Source organism: Clostridium sp. AF20-7, from assembly GCF_003479275.1.
GTDB lineage: Bacteria > Bacillota > Clostridia > Lachnospirales > Lachnospiraceae > Otoolea > Otoolea fessa.
In genome coordinates this window covers 42,861-60,353 of the sequence record NZ_QUGF01000008.1, presented here as the reverse complement: position 1 = coordinate 60,353, position 17,493 = coordinate 42,861, and the positions used below count along the sequence as shown (strand labels likewise).

Below are 17,493 nucleotides of genomic sequence, written 5' to 3'. Positions count from 1 at the left end.
ACCACATGGGATATGAAGAAGAAAGAGATAGGTCAGGACACCGCCGGAGCCGACGGGCAAAACCGTCGGAGATGGAAGACGATGGTCTGACACTGATCACGGATTCATTTACGGAACGCCGGGAGGACGGATCCCACCGGAGCGGAGATAGAAGCCGAAGTGGTCAGAAAGCGGCAAAGAGGGGACAGACGCAGCCTGGCAGCAGCCGGGAGAGCCGGAATCAGGAGAAAACCCGGACCATGAACCGGTCGGATATTTACGCCGACCCGGTTAAATTGAAAGCGCGCCGGAAAAAGAAGCGGAAGATATGGTTTATTCTTCTGGAGAGCGTGATGCTGATCGGGATTCTCTGCTTTGCGGGATATTCGTATATCAGCAGCCGTCTGGATCTGATGCAGCGGCTTCCGTGGAACCCGGATGAGATCAAAAACGTCGAGATTTCGGAGGAGAAGCAGGAGCAGATGAGCGGTTATTGGACGATCGCGGTTTTCGGCGTGGATAGCCGTAACTCATCGGTCGGAAAGGGCAACAACTCGGATGTCAATATTCTCTGCAACATCGATCAGGGAACCGGTGAGATACGTCTGGTTTCGGTGTACCGGGATTCATATTTAAATATCAGCGACAAGAATACCTACAACAAAATCAACGCTGCTTATATGCAGGGCGGACCGGAGCAGGTTGTCAAGGCGCTCAATAGGAACCTGGATATCGATATTGACGATTATGCGACCTTTAACTGGAAAGCCGTTGCAGATGCGATCAACATTCTGGGCGGCATTGACGTGGAGATCACGAAATCAGAGTTTTATTATATCAATGCGTTCATTTCTGAGACGGTCAAGGCGACCGGCGTCGCTTCGACCCAGCTTAAATCAGCGGGCATGAACCATCTGGACGGTGTGCAGGCGGTTGCATATGGGCGTCTCCGTCTGATGGATACGGACTATGCCCGTACCGAACGACAGAGAAAGGTTATTTCCCTCGCGTTTGAGAAGATGAAAAAAGCAGATTGGGCGACGATCAACAATATTGTGCAGACGGTATTTCCACAGGTGGCGACCAGCATCGAGATCAATGATCTGTTGAAGATAGGACGAAATATTACGCGTTACCATCTGACCGAGACGACCGGTTTTCCGTCGGAGCTGAGGGAAAAGAAGATGGGACGCAAGGGCGCCTGCGTCATCCCGCAGACGCTGGAGAGCAATGTCATCGAGCTGCATCATTTCCTGTTTGGCGATGAGGAATACACGCCGACTGAGACGGTCCGGACGATCAGTCAGAAAATTGTATCAGATACAGGCGTTTATGGCACGAAACAGGCAGAAACGAAGGCATTGCCGAAGACGACCGAGGCGACGACAATTTCCATCCTGGATCCGACGCAGGAGAGCGGCGCGGACGAAAGCCAGAAAGCCGGGAGCGGCAGCGACGAGTCGGAGAAAGAGACCGGTAATGCTTCGGAAACACAGGAGAATGACGTTTCTGAGCAGGAAAGCCGTCCGGACGGTACGCATGCATCAAAGGAAAATGCGCGGGAGAGCAGTGAGGCAGAGTCTGGCGGTTCTTCGCCGGCATTTCCGGGCGGAAATTCTGGCACCGGCACGGAGAATGGCAGAGAAAAACCTTCCGGCAGCGGTTCCCCGAATGGAAGCAGTGCACCGGGAAGTAAGACGGATGCGGGAATCATCATTGAGTGATGAGAGAGTGTGAAACGGAGGAAATGCTTTGAATTTAGATGGTTTGTACCGGATGCAGGGAATGTTATTTTCCCTGATGATTCTGGGTGCATTCTTAAAGAAGAAGGGAATTATCACGGATGAGGGAAAAAGGGTCATTGCGGATCTGGTCATCTTTGTGACACTTCCCTGCAGTATCATCGAGTCATTTGAAGTAGAACTGAGCATGGATATCTTAAAGAGCAGCGCACAGGCGCTGCTCGTCTCGTGTATGGTTCAGGTGGCTTGTTATATCTTAAATATGGTACTGTACCCGGGTGTGGGAGAGGAAAAGAAGAAGGTCCTCAAATACGCGACGATGGCGTCCAATGCCGGGATTCTGGGAAATCCGGTGGCGGAGGGCATCTTCGGCTCGATGGGGCTTTTCTACGCCTCTTTTTACCTGATTCCGCAGAGAACTGCGATGTGGTCGCTGGGAATGACGTATTTTACGAAGGCGCCGGATCGGAAGACTCTGATTAAAAAGATATGCACGCATCCGTGTATTGTCTCCGTATTCATCGGCTTTGTGCTGATGCTTTTACAGATGCAGATTCCGGGATTCCTGGGAGATACGGTACATAGCTTAAACAAGGCAAACACGGCAGTCTCCATGATTTTTGTCGGAACCGTTCTGGCGGAGGCAGATATGAAGACGATGATCACGCCACTCAGCTGCTACTATGCCGCCGTGCGCCTGATCCTGATCCCGGCGCTTGTGTGGGCCGGCTGTCTGCTGTTCCATATCGACACGCTGGTGATGGGGATTTCTGTGGTGCTGGCAGCGATGCCGGCAGCAAGCACGACGGCGATTCTTGCCGCGAAATATGGCGGGGATGAAGTCTTTGCGACGAAGTGCGTGGTATTTACGACGCTGCTTTCGATGGTGTCGGCACCGGTTTGGTGTATGGTGCTGCAGCGGTAATCCCTTATGAGTTCGTATTTCTATAAAGGGGGTTTCGCTTGCATTGGATGAAAAGATATGTTATATTAGGGATAGAAAAAAGGAAAAGCCAGAGGAGCGGCTTACCTGAATAAATTAAACAACTGTTTTATTAACAGCCGTCATTATTGCAGTAATGGCGGCTATTTTCGTTTTCCCTTGAAAATTGTATAACACAAATCCCCTCAGATTGCTCTGAGAGGATTTGCATATTCATGATTTATAATAGCAGTTCATATTGCTTGGTTATAGTCTTACAAACATTCTGTAATTTTACTTCTCATCCACAACCTGGAAAATGTAGAACTTCAGATAATAGGACGTCTCATCCCCCGCCCACAGAATCGGATGGTCGGCTGCCTGGGTGCGGTATTCGATCTGGCGCAGGCGGCGGTGGGCGCTGCGGGCTGCCTCCTGAATCGCCTTTGTGAAGAGTTCCGGCGTCATGAAATGGGAGCAGGAGCAGGTGGCGAAGTAGCCGCCGTCCTTTACCAGACGCAGACCGCGAATATTGATCTCGCGGTAGCCCTTGATGGCATTTTTGACCGAGCTGCGGGATTTTGTGAAGGCAGGCGGATCGAGAATCACGACGTCAAATTGCTCACCTTTTGCCTCTAATTCCGGAAGCAGGTCAAAGACATCCGCGCACTGAAAGGTGGTAGTGCCGGAAACACCGTTTAACTCTGCATTTTCACGCGCCTGTGCGACGGCAAGTTCGGACGCATCCACGCCGATGACCTCTTTGGCGCCAGAGACGGCTGCATTTAAGGCAAAGGAGCCGGTGTGGGTAAAACAGTCCAGAACGCGTTTGCCCGGGCAGAGACGCTGGATTGCCAGACGGTTGTATTTCTGGTCGAGGAAAAAGCCAGTTTTCTGCCCGTCCTTGACATCTACCAGATAGCGGACACCATTTTCAACGATCTCTACTTTTGTATCAAATGGTTCCCCGATAAAGCCCTTATAGCGCTCCATGCCCTCCTGTAAGCGGACCTTAGCGTCGCTGCGCTCGTAAATACCGCGGATATGAATGCCGTCTTCCTCAAGCACCTTGACGAGTTTTTCCAGAATCAGCGGTTTCAGACGGTCGATACCGAGCGCCAGGGATTCAACGACCAGCACATCGGAAAATGTGTCGATCACGATGCCCGGAAGGAAATCTGCTTCGCCGAAAATCAGGCGGCAGCTGCTGGTATCAACTGTCTGACGGCGGTATTCCCAGGCATTGCGGACGCGCATTTCGATAAAAGCATCGTCGATGACAGTATCCTTTTTGCGGGAAAGCATCCGCACGGTAAGCTTGGAGCGGGTGTTGATAAAACCACATCCGAGTGGATAACCGTCAAAATCTTCGACACGAAGGATATCGCCATTTTCAAATTCGCCCTCAATTCGTTCAATTTCATTATCATAGATCCACATACCGCCGGCTTTCAGGGAACGAGCCTCGCCTTTGCGGATATGGACAACTGCCTGTGTATTCATCATGGATGTAATAGTCCTTTCATATAAAATGTAAAATTCGTTTCATTCATTAAGTATACAAGAGGAGAGAAGGACTGACAAGTGAAAACCGAGAGATGTTTTTAAGCTTCACAGATTTATGATTTTATTTTCACAATTACATCACAAATAACTGATAGACTATCTCATGTAAACAGAGAGAGGGCAGAAAGCCTGAGATAGAATATAAGAGTATGAACAATCCGCTGCGGGAAGGTTCGCAAAATGGACAGTACGCGGCTGTGATTCCTGAGAACAGGAGGTATGAATATATGTATGACGAGAATGAAAGAAATGAGAGACACGATCAGGATGTAGATTATACGGAGGGCGCTTATTCGGACAGCGCTTATGAGGAAAAGAATAACGATACTGCTAAAAAAGAAGAAACTTCCGATTATGGCGGTTATCATGATTCACGTTACCGGGGCAGTCTCGATGGAGAACCGGAGGCAGCAGCCGGAGCAGATCCGAAAGAGAATGCAGAGAAGCAGCCGGAACGCAGCTATATTCCGGAAGAACGGAGTGGCCGGGGACATGGCTCTAAGAATACTGGTAAGAAAATTGCGGCACTTGTGATGTCGGGCATTTTGTTTGGCTGTGTGGCAGGCGGAACCATGGTTGGCGTGAATGCACTTTCAAACCGGCTTCTTCCGGGTGAGACCGCACAGGAAACGATCGGTCAGGTTTCCCAGGAGACACAGGCAGATGCGGGCACTAAAACGCAGGCCTCCATTGGCAACGATGTTTCTTCAATTGTAGAGAAAGCGATGCCGTCCGTTGTAGCGATCAACAACAAGATGATTTATACACAGAACAACTGGCTGTTTGGTCAGCAGCAGTACGAGGTGCCGAGCAGCGGTTCAGGAATCATTGCCGGACAGAATGACACGGAACTTCTGATTATTACCAATAACCATGTCGTTGAAGATTCCGAGGAACTTTCGGTTACCTTTATTGATAACCAGAGCGTTAAGGCAGCGGTCAAAGGTACTGATTCCGATTCGGATCTGGCAGTCATTGCTGTACAGCTTTCAGATATACCGGAAGAAACGAGAAAACAGATTAAGGCAGCCGATCTGGGCGATTCTGATTCCCTGAAGCTGGGACAGGGTGTTGTGGCAATCGGTAACGCACTGGGACAGGGGCAGTCGGTTACCGTCGGTTATGTCAGCGCTTTAAATAAAAAGGTAACCATCAACGACGTAGAGCGGACACTTCTGCAGGTCGATGCGGCGATCAACCCAGGCAACAGCGGCGGCGCACTTTTAAATATGAACGGTGAAGTTATCGGCATCAATGCGGCGAAGTATTCGGACACCAGTGTTGAGGGTATCGGCTATGCGATCCCGATTTCACAGGCAAAGGATATTATCAGCGACCTGATGACGAAGACGACGAAGGTAGCTGTCGATGAGAATGAGCAGGGTTATCTGGGAATCCAGCTTCAGAATATCGACAGCCAGATGGCGCAGGCGTATGGCATGCCGGAAGGTATCTATGTATACAAGATTGTTGCGGGCGGCGCGGCATCCAGGTCGGATCTGCGGGAGCGCGATATTATCACCAAGTTTGACGGTGAGAAGGTAAAGAATGGTGATGATCTCAAGAAAATGCTGACTTACTATAAGGCAGGTTCCACCGTTACCATGACGGTACAGAGTCTGGAAAATGGCAAATATGTCGAGAGAAACGTACAGATTACACTGGGCTCCAAGAGCGATATGCCGCAGAGCCAGGATAGCCAGAACGAGAGCCGGAGTGAATCACAGGCAAGTCCGCAGAGAAAACTGGGAAGATAGAAAATATCCCATCAGCGAAGTGGACTGGAATGGATATTTGCCCGTAACGGTGAAGATACGGAACTGTTGCGAAGCGGAAATGAATAAAATCAGGAAGATATAGAAAAGAAGGCAGGTGAACCGCCGGTAGATCCTCTTGTAATCAGAGAGGGCGGTGATTCATCTGTCTTTTTGTTTCATAGGAAATTTTTTTATTTTTAAAACGAAATGACGGCTGCTGTTATGATTTACGTTTTTCGCAAGCTATGATAAAATGAAAAGGTGCTTTCAGATTGGAGGAAATATAAAAATATGAGTGATAACCAGAATATAGATACGACAACCAATATAAACGAAACAGATACAAATAAAACCAGTACAGATCATTCGGATGATTACGAGAAAATCTGCTACGTCTGCCGCCGCCCGGAGAGCAAGGCGGGAGAGATGATCACGATGCCGGGCGGGATGAATTTCTGCCATGAGTGTATGCAGAAAGCATTTGACTCGATTTCCAAGTCGGGCATGGACTTTTCCAAGCTTCAAAATATGCCGTTTATGAACATGAATCTCAATGATTTTGCGGGCATGCAGATGCCGAATACAGAGATTCCAGAGAAAAATAAGATCAAGAAAAAGAGCAAGGCAAAAGACGCGGAGAAATTTCTGACGATGAAGGATGTTCCGGCACCGCACCAGATCAAGGCGCAGCTGGATACGTATGTGATCGGGCAGGAGCGGGCGAAACGGGCAGTTTCAGTGGCAGTCTACAACCATTATAAGCGCGTGATTCTCCGGCAGCAGGACGAGCTTCGGGCAAATGAAAATACGGAAGAAAAGGCGGAAAACGCGGCGGCACAGGGAATGCAGATGCAGGGCGGCGAGCCGGAGATTGAGAAATCCAACATCCTGATGCTGGGACCGACCGGAAGCGGAAAAACGTACCTGGTCAAGACGCTGGCGAAGCTTTTGGATGTGCCGCTGGCGATCGCGGATGCGACGGCGCTCACGGAAGCTGGATATATCGGAGATGATATAGAAAGCGTAGTCTCCAAGCTTCTGGCAGCGGCTGGAAATGATGTGGAGAAAGCTGAGCAAGGCATCATTTTCATCGATGAGATCGATAAAATTGCGAAAAAGAAAAATACGATGAGCCGCGATGTCAGCGGTGAGTCGGTACAGCAGGAGCTTTTAAAACTTCTGGAAGGCAGCCAGGTAGAGGTGCCGGTCGGCTCAAACCAGAAGAATGCGCTCACGCCGATGGCGACTGTGGATACGAACAACATCCTGTTTATCTGTGGCGGCGCGTTTCCGGGATTGGATGATATCATCAAGGAGCGCCTGAAAAAGCGTTCCACGATGGGCTTCAACTCCCATTTGAAGGATGAATTTGACAATGATCCGGATATTTTGAGCCAGGTGACAACGGAAGATCTGCGGAATTTTGGCATGATTCCGGAGTTTCTCGGACGTCTGCCGGTGCTTGTGAGCCTGCAGGGGCTGACAAAGGAATTGCTGATGCGGATTCTGAAAGAACCGAAAAATGCGATCCTCAAGCAGTATGAGCGCCTGCTGGCGCTGGATGAGGTCAAACTGGTGTTTGAGGACGATGCACTGGAGTGGATCGCCGAGCGGGCGCTGGAAAAAGATACGGGTGCCCGTGCGCTGCGTGCAATTTTAGAGGATTTTATGATGGATATCATGTATGAGATCCCGAAAGATCCGAATATCGGATCCGTTGTGATCACGCGCCCGTATCTGGAGAAGAAGGGCGGTCCGCGGATAGAGATGCGGGGGTAATAGCTTTTCAGGAGCATGATCGGTGAACGGTGTCATGGATGTGGTGAAAGTTATCGATGTAAGGATCTGGAAAAGCAATTTGTGTGTGAAGAGAAAACAGCAGAAGTTAATTAACTTCTCATGGATAAAAAAGAGTTATATAGGTTTAACGTCCCATACCCCCACTCCCGGCTGGGATATTCGATGGAATTTCGGCGGTCAGCCCCGCGAATCAGAAACGCCTTGGCAATCGAGGTGTTGATCCGCGGGGCTGATGGCGTATAGGCAGACCAGGAGAGCAGGATCGCGGCGGCTCCGGCGGTCATGGCGGCGGCAAATGAGGTTCCGGTTACCTCCTGATAATCGGGAAGCGGGAGCCGGACGCCGGGGGCGGCAAGGTCGGGCTTGATAGCTCCGGTGCGGGTAAATCCGCGGCTGGAATGCAGATAGATCCCGCCCGTCTGGTGGCTGTAGGCGGCGGTGGTGATGATGGCTGCTGTATTGCCCGGATCGGTGATGGTTGTGTCCGGATCCGGGCGCAGAAAGAAGGTTTCATCCGAGATAAAGCCGTGCACCGGCAGCCACATATGGTATTCACCCTGAATCGAGAGCGTGTGGTAGACGCGGATTTTCCAGATTCCGGCGGCGGGGGTATCAAAGCGCATTAGGATCAGTTCGCTTCCGGTCGCCAGCTCGGAGCTGGTATAGTTGAGGTAAATGGTCGTTCCTTCCAGAAGAAAGGGAATCCGGCGTTCTTCGTCGCCGGAGAGCCGGATGCGTCCCGTTTCGTCGCCGGAGGGGGATAAAAATCCGACACTGTAAAGCTCTGATTCACGCGCCCACAGTTCCAGCGTAAATCCCCGTTCGCCGGGACCGACCCGCAGTTCCACATCCTCATAGGAGGTGGAAGCAGGAAATACACTGCGAAAATGGTGCCCGCGCCCGGTTTCATTGCCTCCGGCGGCGACCAGAATCTGCCCGCTGGCGCGCGACAGGCTGTTCAGATATAGACCAAGCGGCGAAGTGCCGCTGTGGCTTCCGGTGTTGGTGCCAAGACCCAGCAGGATCACAAGGGGCTTTTTCTCCTGCCTGGCAATATAAAGAAGAAACTTGATTCCGAGCATGATGTCGTCCTCCTGAAAGGCGATGGCATCCTCGCGGATCAGAAAAAAATCGCGAAGATAGGTTCTGGCTGGTTTCAAGCGGACAACGACCAGTTCCGATTCCGGCGCCGCCCCGGAGAAAAAAGCATCGGCATCTTCGGAACCGGCGGCGACCAGCGCCATCTGCGTGCCGTGGCGGAGAGGATCCGAGGTGGGGACGATGGAATGCGGGTCTTCCGAGCGCAGCGCCTCGTTGATGTGGGAACGCTGGTAGACACTTCCGTAGTGCAGCGCATCGATCGGATCCGGCGTGCTAAGCCCCTCGCCCGGAACCGTCTGATCCCAGATGGCGGCGATGCGCGTGCTTCCATCCGGATCGCGTAACAAGGGATTTGTATAATCGATCCCCGTATCCACAATCCCAATCAGCGTCCCGCGCCCCTTGTTTCCCAGGAAGGGCTGTTCTGCCGTCCGGGAAATTCCTGCGCTGTCCAGGCTGGATGTATCTAATATGGTATAAAGATTCGGGATCGAGTCATAGCCATACTGCTGGACTGAGAGCGGCAGCGCCTCCGCCAGAGACCGGTGCCAGATCACATACTCATGATTGACAAAATCATAGCAGCCGGAATCATTTTCCAAAATCTGGTTATAGGTAAAAGGAAAAAAACGTTCGATAAAATCGGCGGTTTGGTTGTCTGGAAGAGAAGAGCAATTCATAGCGTTTTCCATAGAGATTTTTTAGAATTTAAGATAAGATATGCGGTAAAATACGAAAGCTTCCCTATACTCTGTCGGAAAAACTTGTTATAATAAATATAAGTTAGATAATGACATTTATATGAGGAGGTGCCCTTATGAAAAAATACCTGTATATGATAGCTGCCCTGTTCGGCATCGATTATTTCTGCAAGGAAAACATAGAAGCCCAGAAACCGGAAGATTTTCCGCGCGACATGGAAAAAAGCCATGGAAAGATCCGCCTGTACCGCAACCACAACGACGGTTTCTGTTTTGGGATAAAAAAAGAAAAGAAAGAACTGGTCCGCATGGTGCCGGTTGTCTTTACCTCGGCGGCAGCGGGCATTCTGACATGGTTATTGTGCCGGGACGAAGGCAGAAAAGCCGATCGGATCGGTTTTGCCCTCATCACGGCGGGTGGTTTAAGTAACCTGTATGACCGCCTCAAACGCGGTTATGTGGTAGATTATTTCAGCATCCGGTGTAAATACCTGGAAAAGGTCGTCTTTAATCTGGGAGACTTTTTTATCTTCGCAGGAAGCGCCCTGATCGCAGCCTCCGATCTGCTGGGAGCCGTCCGTGATCTTAGTTCTCCGGCAGAGGCTCACATAAAAGCGCTCCGACTGCCGTGGCGAAAGACGGATGAGGCGGAATGATATAGTCGATTCCAAAGACATCGTGCATCTGATTGAAAATGTCAAAGGTCTTTGCAGCAGGTGCAAGGCTGGCGAGAGAACCGGTCAGGACGACATTCCGGGTGGTGTCCTGGCTGAGAGCCAGGGACGCCATCACACCCACATTTTCATAAATCATATTGAAAAGAGCGGCAGCCAGGTCAGCATCCGAGGCACCGCTTTTGATTCGCCCAAAATTGGCAGCGGTTAAGTCGGCGGCAAGTCCCGGGACATCTTCCTCCTGCACGTCGGCGATGCGGAGATCTGCCATGGCCTTATTGCCGCGCAGCGCCATCTCTGAGAGGGCAAAAATGTCGGTGACGCCGAGAAAGCGCTCCGCCATGCCGGCAAGTGTCCCACCGCCGACGCCGCTTCCGCCCAGATGACGGAAGCCGTTTGTCCTGGAAGCGCGGATAAAGGCAGAGCCGGTTCCAAGGCTGACCACCAGCGCTTCGTCAAGCCCGGACAGGTATAGGCCGCCGTGTCCGATGGCATCCAGCTCCAGGGCATGGATGGTCGGGATGCCGAAGATATTTTCATGGAAATACGTCGAACCGAGCCCGGTCAGGACGATTTTTTCAACATCGTCAAACGAAGCGCCCTGCTGATCCAGGAAACGCCCGAGAACACCGTAAGCCGAGGTGCGCGGGTCATCCGCGTGAACCTGAAGCGTACCAAGCAGAGTGCCATGCTCATCCAGCGCCGCCGCCTTGGTGCTGGAACTGCCGATGTCGATTCCGAGGGATAAATTCATTTGCTTATCTCCTTTATGATATAAAAATAGGATATGGCTGCCAGGGCAGTCGTTCCGTATCTTTTATGACTGTAAGAATTGGATTGTTTTTATAAACATTATAGGGTAAAGTAAAATAAAGTGCAATGGAAGAATGTGGTCCGAATGTTCTTAAAATGATATTTCAAATGGATAACATAAAGATTTATATGTCACGCCCAAGCTTTGTTGAGATTCCGGCAGAGACTGAAATATGCTTTAATGATAAGGAAATAGTGACCGAAAATACGGGATATCAGGCATGGTGGAGCAGAGAGTATGAGGTCCATGTTTAATAAGGAGTTCTTTAAGTGTTCCCAGTTTACGCACATTAACAGATGTACTTTTTCCCTCGTTATTAATATAGCTTTTTGCAATATAAAAAGACTCCGAATTTTTTTGACACAAAAAAAGCAGGTTCTATGCGGCCTGCAAGGTATTTTTCTATTATTCAACGGTCAAACTCCCGGAGACGGCAGAAGTATGGAAATGCAAGCCTGTCTTTATTGACAGAACCTATGAAATACGGTAGAATCAACCTTAAAAAAGAGTAATCCCCTACATGGGGAGATAGGAGTTGAGTTTTTTGAGTTCTGGTGATGGGATACAGCTATTGATTTTGATACTTCTGCTTTTGATGTCGGCTTTCTTTTCTTCTACGGAGACGGCGCTGACGACGGTCAACAAGATCCGGGTGCGGACGCTGGCGGAGAATGGCGATAAGCAGGCAGAGTATGTATTGAAGATCATAGAGGATCCGAGCAAAATGCTGAGTGCGATTCTGATCGGCAACAATGTGGTAAACCTGTATGCGTCTTCTCTTGCGACGGTTCTTGCCACCCACATCTGGGGCAACAAGATCGTAGGGATTGCGACGGGCATTCTGACGCTTTTAATCCTGATTTTCGGCGAGATCACGCCGAAGACGGTTGCGACGATACAGGCTGAGCGGATTGCATTTCGGTTCGCTAAAATCATTTATTATATCATGACGGTGCTGACACCGGTCATTTTTGTGGTCAACCAGCTATCATTTTTAGTGTTGAAGCTGCTTCGCGTGGATGTGAAGGCAAAGGGCGAGTCCATCACGGAGGATGAGCTGCGGACGATCGTGGAGGTCAGCCACGAAGAGGGCGTCATCGAGTCCGAAGAGAAGAAGATGATCAACAATGTGTTTGATTTTGGGGACGCCGTGGCGCGCGATGTCATGCTTCCGAAGGTCAACATGACGTTTGTGGACGTGGATGCGACGTATGACGAGCTGATGGAGGTATTCCGCAGTGAGAAATACACGCGTTACCCGGTCTATGAGGAGACGACGGACAATGTCATCGGTGTTCTGAACATCAAGGATATTTTCTTAAAAGGCGGGGAAGAGGGCTTTTCTGTCCGGAAATATCTGCGGAAACCTCTCTATACATATGAGTTTAAGAAGGTTGCTGAGCTGATGCGCGAGATGCGGAAAGCAGCGATCAGCATCGTGATCGTGCTCGACGAGTACGGTTCGACGGTCGGTCTTATCACGCTGGAAGATATGCTGGAGGAGATTGTCGGAGATATCCGGGACGAGTACGATGGAGACGAGGAAAAGTCCATACAGCGCATCGCCCCGCGGGAATACATGGTAGACGGTTCGGTCAAACTTGACGATCTGGATGAACGCCTGAATCTGGAGCTCCAGTCAGACGAATATGATTCCATTGGCGGACTGGTGATCGGACTTTTGAACCATCTTCCACAGGAAAAAGAAGAGGTTGTGGTGGAAAACGTCCGCCTCGTCGTCGAATGTGTGGATAAGAACCGGATCGATAAGATTCATCTGTACCTGTTAAGCCCGTCGGAGGCGGCGTTAGCTAAACATACCGCCGATGGTGCCGCTTCCGGCGCAGAGGGCGAAGGAAAGCAGCAGGGATGAGGCAGTCTCCTTGAGGGACTGTCGGATCGCAAAAGACAGGGCTAGAAAAATAAGAAAATAAAGGGCGCCGGCACAGAATCCCCAGAGGAACCGGCGCCTTTTTGCTTTCTTTCCGGCGACGAGTCCTGCCAGAAAGCAGGCGAGAATGTAGATGCCGCGCACTCCTAGCGTGATTTCCTTTTCACCCCACTGAAACCGGTACATCCCAAACGCGAGCAGAAGCAGAAAGACAGCGGTTGCCGCGTAGGAGAAGAGGGAAGAACGGAGCAGAATCTGGATAGCTGATTTTTCCATGATAAAATACCTGTGTGCATTCTTTTTCTATTCGTATGAACAAAGAAGGACAAATATGCCTGCAGAATGAAACATTGTTACAAACAAGCGTTACTGTTCACGCATACGTGCCCAGTAACGGAATTTGCCGTGGCTTCGCATCTCAATACGGCAAATTCCTGCTGCCACCACGTTTTCTTACGGCACTTTCGGTTCCAAAAGTGCCTACCCGTGAACAGTTCCAAAAAAGCCGGAATCTGTGAGAAACACGGTAAATTGAAATACTTGCACAAGCGGGCAACATATGATATAATCTGTAGGACTTTATATACTAAAAAAATGAAGGAGGACATAGAGATGAAACACGTAAAGACACTGAGCGCAAGCACACTGAAGAACAGCATGAAGAAAGGCGGCTGCGGCGAGTGCCAGACATCCTGCCAGTCTGCATGTAAGACATCCTGTACTGTAGGTAACCAGAGCTGCGAGAACCAGAACCGCTAATTGGCAGTACAAAACAAATGAGGCGTTTTCTGATAAATCAGAGCTTTTCATGAGTGGGAGAGCTGGAGTCTGAGAAAACGCAGAGTTGACACAGGGAGGCAGACAAGACGGAGCGCGGTCCGAGGAGAGGACTGCATATGTTCCGGGTTGTCTGCCTGCCTATGTCTTATAGAAGGAGAAAGACAGTGATTCATCAGTATATAAATAATGGATATTATATCGTACTGGATGTCAACAGTGGCTCCGTCCATTCGGTCGATCCGCTTCTGTACGATGTGATTTCCTTTTTATCGGAGCGGATTCCGGATAGCGAGAAGCCGTTTCAGATTGCCCAGTCCCTGAAAGACGAGACGGCGGCAGCATTAAAAGAGAAATACAGCCAGGAAGAGATCAGAGAGGCGTTTGAGGACATTCAGGAGCTCATCGATCAGGAAGAACTCTTTACCGCTGACATTTACAAAAACTTCGTTATGGATTTCAAGAAGCGCCAGACGGTTGTCAAGGCACTCTGCCTGCATATCGCGCATGACTGCAACCTTGCCTGTCAGTACTGCTTTGCAGAAGAGGGCGAGTATCATGGACGCAGAGCGCTGATGACCTTTGAGGTCGGCAAGAAAGCGCTGGATTTCCTGATTGCCAATTCTGGAAACCGCCGGAACCTGGAAGTCGATTTCTTCGGCGGCGAGCCGCTGATGAACTGGCAGGTGGTTAAACAGTTAGTCGAGTACGGACGTTCCCAGGAAGAGGCACACAACAAGAAATTCCGTTTCACACTGACCACCAACGGCGTTCTGTTAAACGATGAAATTATGGAATTCTGCAACCGCGAGATGTCAAACGTCGTGCTCAGTCTGGATGGACGAAAAGAGGTCAACGACAAGATGCGCCCATTCCGCAACGGAACCGGAAGCTACGACCTGATCGTGCCGAAGTTCCAGAAATTTGCAGAAAAGCGCGGAGACCGCGATTATTTCGTGCGTGGTACCTTCACACACAACAACCTGGATTTTGGCAAAGATGTTCTGCATTTTGCCGATCTTGGATTCAAGAAAATGTCGGTTGAGCCGGTCGTAGCACCGGATGAAGAGCCCTACGCGATCAAAGAGGCGGATCTTCCGCAGATTCTCGAGGAATATGACCGTCTGGCAGCAGAGTATGTCAAGAGACACAAAGAGGGACGCGGCTTCACGTTCTTCCACTTTATGCTCGATCTGACACAGGGACCGTGCGTGGCAAAACGTCTGTCCGGATGCGGTTCAGGAACTGAGTATCTGGCAGTTACCCCGTGGGGCGACCTCTATCCGTGCCATCAGTTTGTAGGAAATGAAGATTTCCTTCTCGGCAATGTGGATACGGGCGTGACCAACACGGCAGTCCGCGATGAGTTCAAGCTCTGCAATGTTTATGCGAAGGACAAATGCCGGGATTGTTTTGCCAGATTTTACTGCAGCGGCGGCTGTGCGGCCAATTCCTACAACTTCCACGGTTCCATCACGGATGCGTATGATATCGGGTGCGAGATGCAGAAAAAACGTATCGAGTGCGCGATCATGATAAAAGCTGCTCTTGCAGACGGCTCTGACGAGTAGAGAACAAGGAGAGAGAGGAATGAAGAACAAAAAAGGAAAAAGCTTCCTGGGGATGCTGCTCCTTCTGATTGCCATCGGCGTATTCGGCTATTTCGGCTATTCGACGATGAATCAGATCAAGCTGGGTCTTGACCTGGCTGGCGGTGTCAGCATTACCTATCAGGCGAAAGAAGAAAATCCGTCTTCCGAGGATATGGCGGATACGATCTACAAGCTCCAGCAGCGTGTACAGAATTACAGTACCGAGGCGGAGGTTTACCAGGAGGGTAATAACCGTATCAACGTAGATATTCCGGGTGTATCGGATGCCAACGCGATTCTGGAAGAGTTAGGAAAACCGGGTTCCCTGATTTTCGTGGACTCTGAAGGAAATCAGATCCTTGATGGTAAACAGGTTGCCAGCGCGAAAGCCGGCATGACCGAGGATAAGGCGACCGGTTCCAAGGCGTATGTCGTTTCTCTGACCTTTACCGAGGAAGGTAAACAGGCATTTGCTGAGGCGACCACGAATGGCGTCGGAAAACCAATTTATATCATTTATGATAACCAGATTATTTCTGCTCCGACCGTCCGTGAGGCGATCACAGGCGGACAGTGCCAGATCGACGGCATGGCGGATTATGAAGAGGCAAATAATCTTGCGTCCACGATCCGTATCGGTTCCCTGTCCCTGGAGCTGGAAGAGCTGCGTTCCAACGTAGTTGGCGCGAAGCTGGGCCAGGAGGCGATCTCCACCAGCTTAAAGGCAGGTCTGATCGGATTTGCCATTGTCATTGTATTTATGATTGCCGTATATCTGCTTCCGGGTCTGGCTGCATCTCTGGCTCTGTGCCTGTATGTCGGTCTGATCCTGATCCTGTTAGTTGCATTTGAGGTGACTCTGACGCTTCCGGGCGTGGCTGGTATCATCCTGTCGATTGGTATGGCGGTGGATGCGAACGTTATCATTTTCACCCGTATCAAAGAGGAGATCGGTCTGGGAACATCCGTCAAGAATGCGATCAAGGCAGGTTTCGCCAAGGCACTTTCCGCGATCATCGACGGAAACGTAACCACCCTGATTGCGGCAGCGGTTCTGTTCTGGAGAGGTTCCGGTACCGTCAAGGGCTTTGCGGCGACGCTGGCAATCGGTATCGTGCTTTCTATGTTCACGGCGCTGTTTGTAACCAAATTTGCCCTGAACTGCTTCTATGAGATGGGCTTTGAGGATGCGAAATTCTACGGATGCCGCAAGGATATGAAGACGCGTCCGTTCCTGAAATTCCGCAAGCTTTACTTTGCTCTGTCGCTCGTGATCATTCTGGCAGGCGTCGGTAGCATGGTTCACAATCAGTCTTCGATGGGTGTGCCGCTCAACTACAGCATGGAGTTCAGAGGCGGTACTTCTACAAACGTTACCTTTAACGAGGATATGTCTCTGGAAGATATTTCCTCCCAGGTGGTTCCGGTGGTAGAAAAGATTACCGGCGAAGCTGGCACACAGACCCAGAAGGTAGCCGGAAGCAACGAGGTTATCATCAAGACACGTACCCTGAACATGGACGAGCGCGAAGAGTTAAACCAGGCGCTGGCGGATCAGTTTGGTGTGGATAAAGAGAAGATCACAGCCGATAGTATCTCCGGTGCAGTCAGCCAGGAGATGAAGCGCGATGCGATTGTGGCGGTTACGATTGCGACGATCTGCATGTTGATCTACATCTGGTTCCGTTTCAGCAATATCACGTTCGCGGCGGGCGCGGTTCTTGCCCTGATGCACGATGTACTGGTTGTCTTGACCTGCTATGCGATGCTGCGCTGGTCGGTTGGTTCGACGTTCATCGCCTGCATGCTGACGATTGTCGGTTACTCAATCAACGCGACGATCGTTATCTTCGACCGTATCCGTGAGAATATGAAGCTTCTGGGCAATAAAGAGTCCGCTGAGACGATCGTCAACACCAGTATCAGCCAGACCCTGACGCGAAGCATCAACACGACGCTGACGACCTTCGTCATGGTCCTGATTCTTTACATCCTGGGTGTATCTTCCATCCGTGAGTTTGCTCTTCCGCTGATGGTAGGTCTGATCTGCGGTACGTATTCGTCCGTATGCCTGTCCGGCTCTGTCTGGTATGTGCTGAATAAAAAGCGCATGGAGAAGAATGCCAAACCGGCTGGCAAGAAGGCAAAGGCAGAGAAGTAAAAAGTATAGGAAAAAA

General features: G+C 50.4%; 14 protein-coding genes. 10 read left to right on the top strand and 4 right to left on the bottom strand.

Features of this window, described 5'->3' with window-relative positions:
* Positions 1-5: 5 nt before the first annotated feature.
* Positions 6-1,703 (top strand): LCP family protein, encoded by a 1,698-nt coding sequence (locus DWX68_RS09765; RefSeq protein WP_117796034.1) that lies wholly within the window; start codon positions 6-8, stop codon positions 1,701-1,703.
* A 28-nt stretch (positions 1,704-1,731) separates the two neighbouring features.
* Positions 1,732-2,646, top strand: coding sequence for an AEC family transporter (locus DWX68_RS09760; RefSeq protein WP_182429762.1), 915 nt, complete (start codon positions 1,732-1,734; stop codon positions 2,644-2,646).
* 291 nt (positions 2,647-2,937) lie between these two features.
* Here DWX68_RS09760 and DWX68_RS09755 read toward each other — a convergent pair whose 3' ends face one another.
* Positions 2,938-4,146, bottom strand: a complete 1,209-nt coding sequence (locus DWX68_RS09755) for a class I SAM-dependent rRNA methyltransferase (protein ID WP_118629361.1) — start codon at positions 4,144-4,146, stop codon at positions 2,938-2,940.
* 212 nt (positions 4,147-4,358) lie between these two features.
* On the opposite strand from DWX68_RS09755, the gene DWX68_RS09750 reads away from it, so the two are divergent.
* Together DWX68_RS09750 and clpX are read left to right on the top strand one after the other, a co-directional pair.
* Positions 4,359-5,966, top strand: a complete 1,608-nt coding sequence (locus tag DWX68_RS09750; protein WP_347475181.1) for a trypsin-like peptidase domain-containing protein — start codon at positions 4,359-4,361, stop codon at positions 5,964-5,966.
* 291 nt (positions 5,967-6,257) lie between these two features.
* Positions 6,258-7,745 carry an ATP-dependent Clp protease ATP-binding subunit ClpX gene (gene clpX, locus DWX68_RS09745; protein ID WP_117796032.1) on the top strand — a complete coding sequence of 496 codons (1,488 nt, stop codon included), beginning with the start codon at positions 6,258-6,260 and terminating at the stop codon, positions 7,743-7,745.
* Between the two features lie 110 nt (positions 7,746-7,855).
* Here the strand turns inward: clpX and DWX68_RS09740 are convergent, their stop codons facing one another.
* Entirely contained in the window at positions 7,856-9,547 is a 1,692-nt protein-coding gene (locus DWX68_RS09740; RefSeq protein ID WP_118629253.1) for a S8 family peptidase, read from the bottom strand.
* A gap of 137 nt (positions 9,548-9,684) precedes the next feature.
* Between DWX68_RS09740 and DWX68_RS09735 the strand changes: the two genes are divergently transcribed.
* Positions 9,685-10,224, top strand: a complete 540-nt coding sequence (locus tag DWX68_RS09735) for a signal peptidase II (protein ID WP_118629251.1) — start codon at positions 9,685-9,687, stop codon at positions 10,222-10,224.
* Here DWX68_RS09735 and DWX68_RS09730 read toward each other — a convergent pair.
* Positions 10,154-10,996: a BadF/BadG/BcrA/BcrD ATPase family protein gene (locus tag DWX68_RS09730; RefSeq protein ID WP_107001464.1), complete on the bottom strand. Its 843-nt coding sequence runs from the start codon at positions 10,994-10,996 to the stop codon at positions 10,154-10,156. The two genes, DWX68_RS09735 and DWX68_RS09730, sit on opposite strands and share 71 nt — an antisense overlap.
* Before the next feature lie 167 nt (positions 10,997-11,163).
* On the opposite strand from DWX68_RS09730, the gene DWX68_RS14695 reads away from it, so the two are divergent.
* Together DWX68_RS14695 and DWX68_RS09720 are read left to right on the top strand one after the other, a co-directional pair.
* Positions 11,164-11,310 carry a hypothetical protein gene (locus DWX68_RS14695; protein WP_182432169.1) on the top strand — a complete coding sequence of 49 codons (147 nt, stop codon included), beginning with the start codon at positions 11,164-11,166 and terminating at the stop codon, positions 11,308-11,310.
* 290 nt (positions 11,311-11,600) lie between these two features.
* Positions 11,601-12,929 (top strand): hemolysin family protein, encoded by a 1,329-nt coding sequence (locus DWX68_RS09720; protein WP_107001466.1) that lies wholly within the window; start codon positions 11,601-11,603, stop codon positions 12,927-12,929.
* On the opposite strand, the gene DWX68_RS09715 is transcribed toward DWX68_RS09720, so the two are convergent.
* A complete protein-coding gene (locus DWX68_RS09715) occupies positions 12,864-13,223 on the bottom strand; it encodes a TIGR04086 family membrane protein (RefSeq protein ID WP_107001467.1) in 360 nt (119 codons plus the stop codon). The two genes, DWX68_RS09720 and DWX68_RS09715, sit on opposite strands and share 66 nt — an antisense overlap.
* A gap of 336 nt (positions 13,224-13,559) precedes the next feature.
* Here DWX68_RS09715 and scfA point away from each other — a divergent pair, with 336 nt between their 5' ends.
* The 3 genes from scfA to secD all read left to right on the top strand — a co-directional run bounded on the left by scfA (position 13,560) and on the right by secD (position 17,477).
* Positions 13,560-13,706, top strand: a complete 147-nt coding sequence (scfA, locus tag DWX68_RS09710) for a six-cysteine ranthipeptide SCIFF (protein WP_022359867.1) — start codon at positions 13,560-13,562, stop codon at positions 13,704-13,706.
* Positions 13,707-13,891: 185 nt separating this feature from the next.
* Positions 13,892-15,295 (top strand): thioether cross-link-forming SCIFF peptide maturase, encoded by a 1,404-nt coding sequence (gene scfB / locus DWX68_RS09705; RefSeq protein ID WP_107001519.1) that lies wholly within the window; start codon positions 13,892-13,894, stop codon positions 15,293-15,295.
* A 19-nt stretch (positions 15,296-15,314) separates the two neighbouring features.
* Positions 15,315-17,477 carry a protein translocase subunit SecD gene (gene secD, locus DWX68_RS09700; protein WP_117796027.1) on the top strand — a complete coding sequence of 721 codons (2,163 nt, stop codon included), beginning with the start codon at positions 15,315-15,317 and terminating at the stop codon, positions 17,475-17,477.
* Positions 17,478-17,493: the final 16 nt, after the last annotated feature.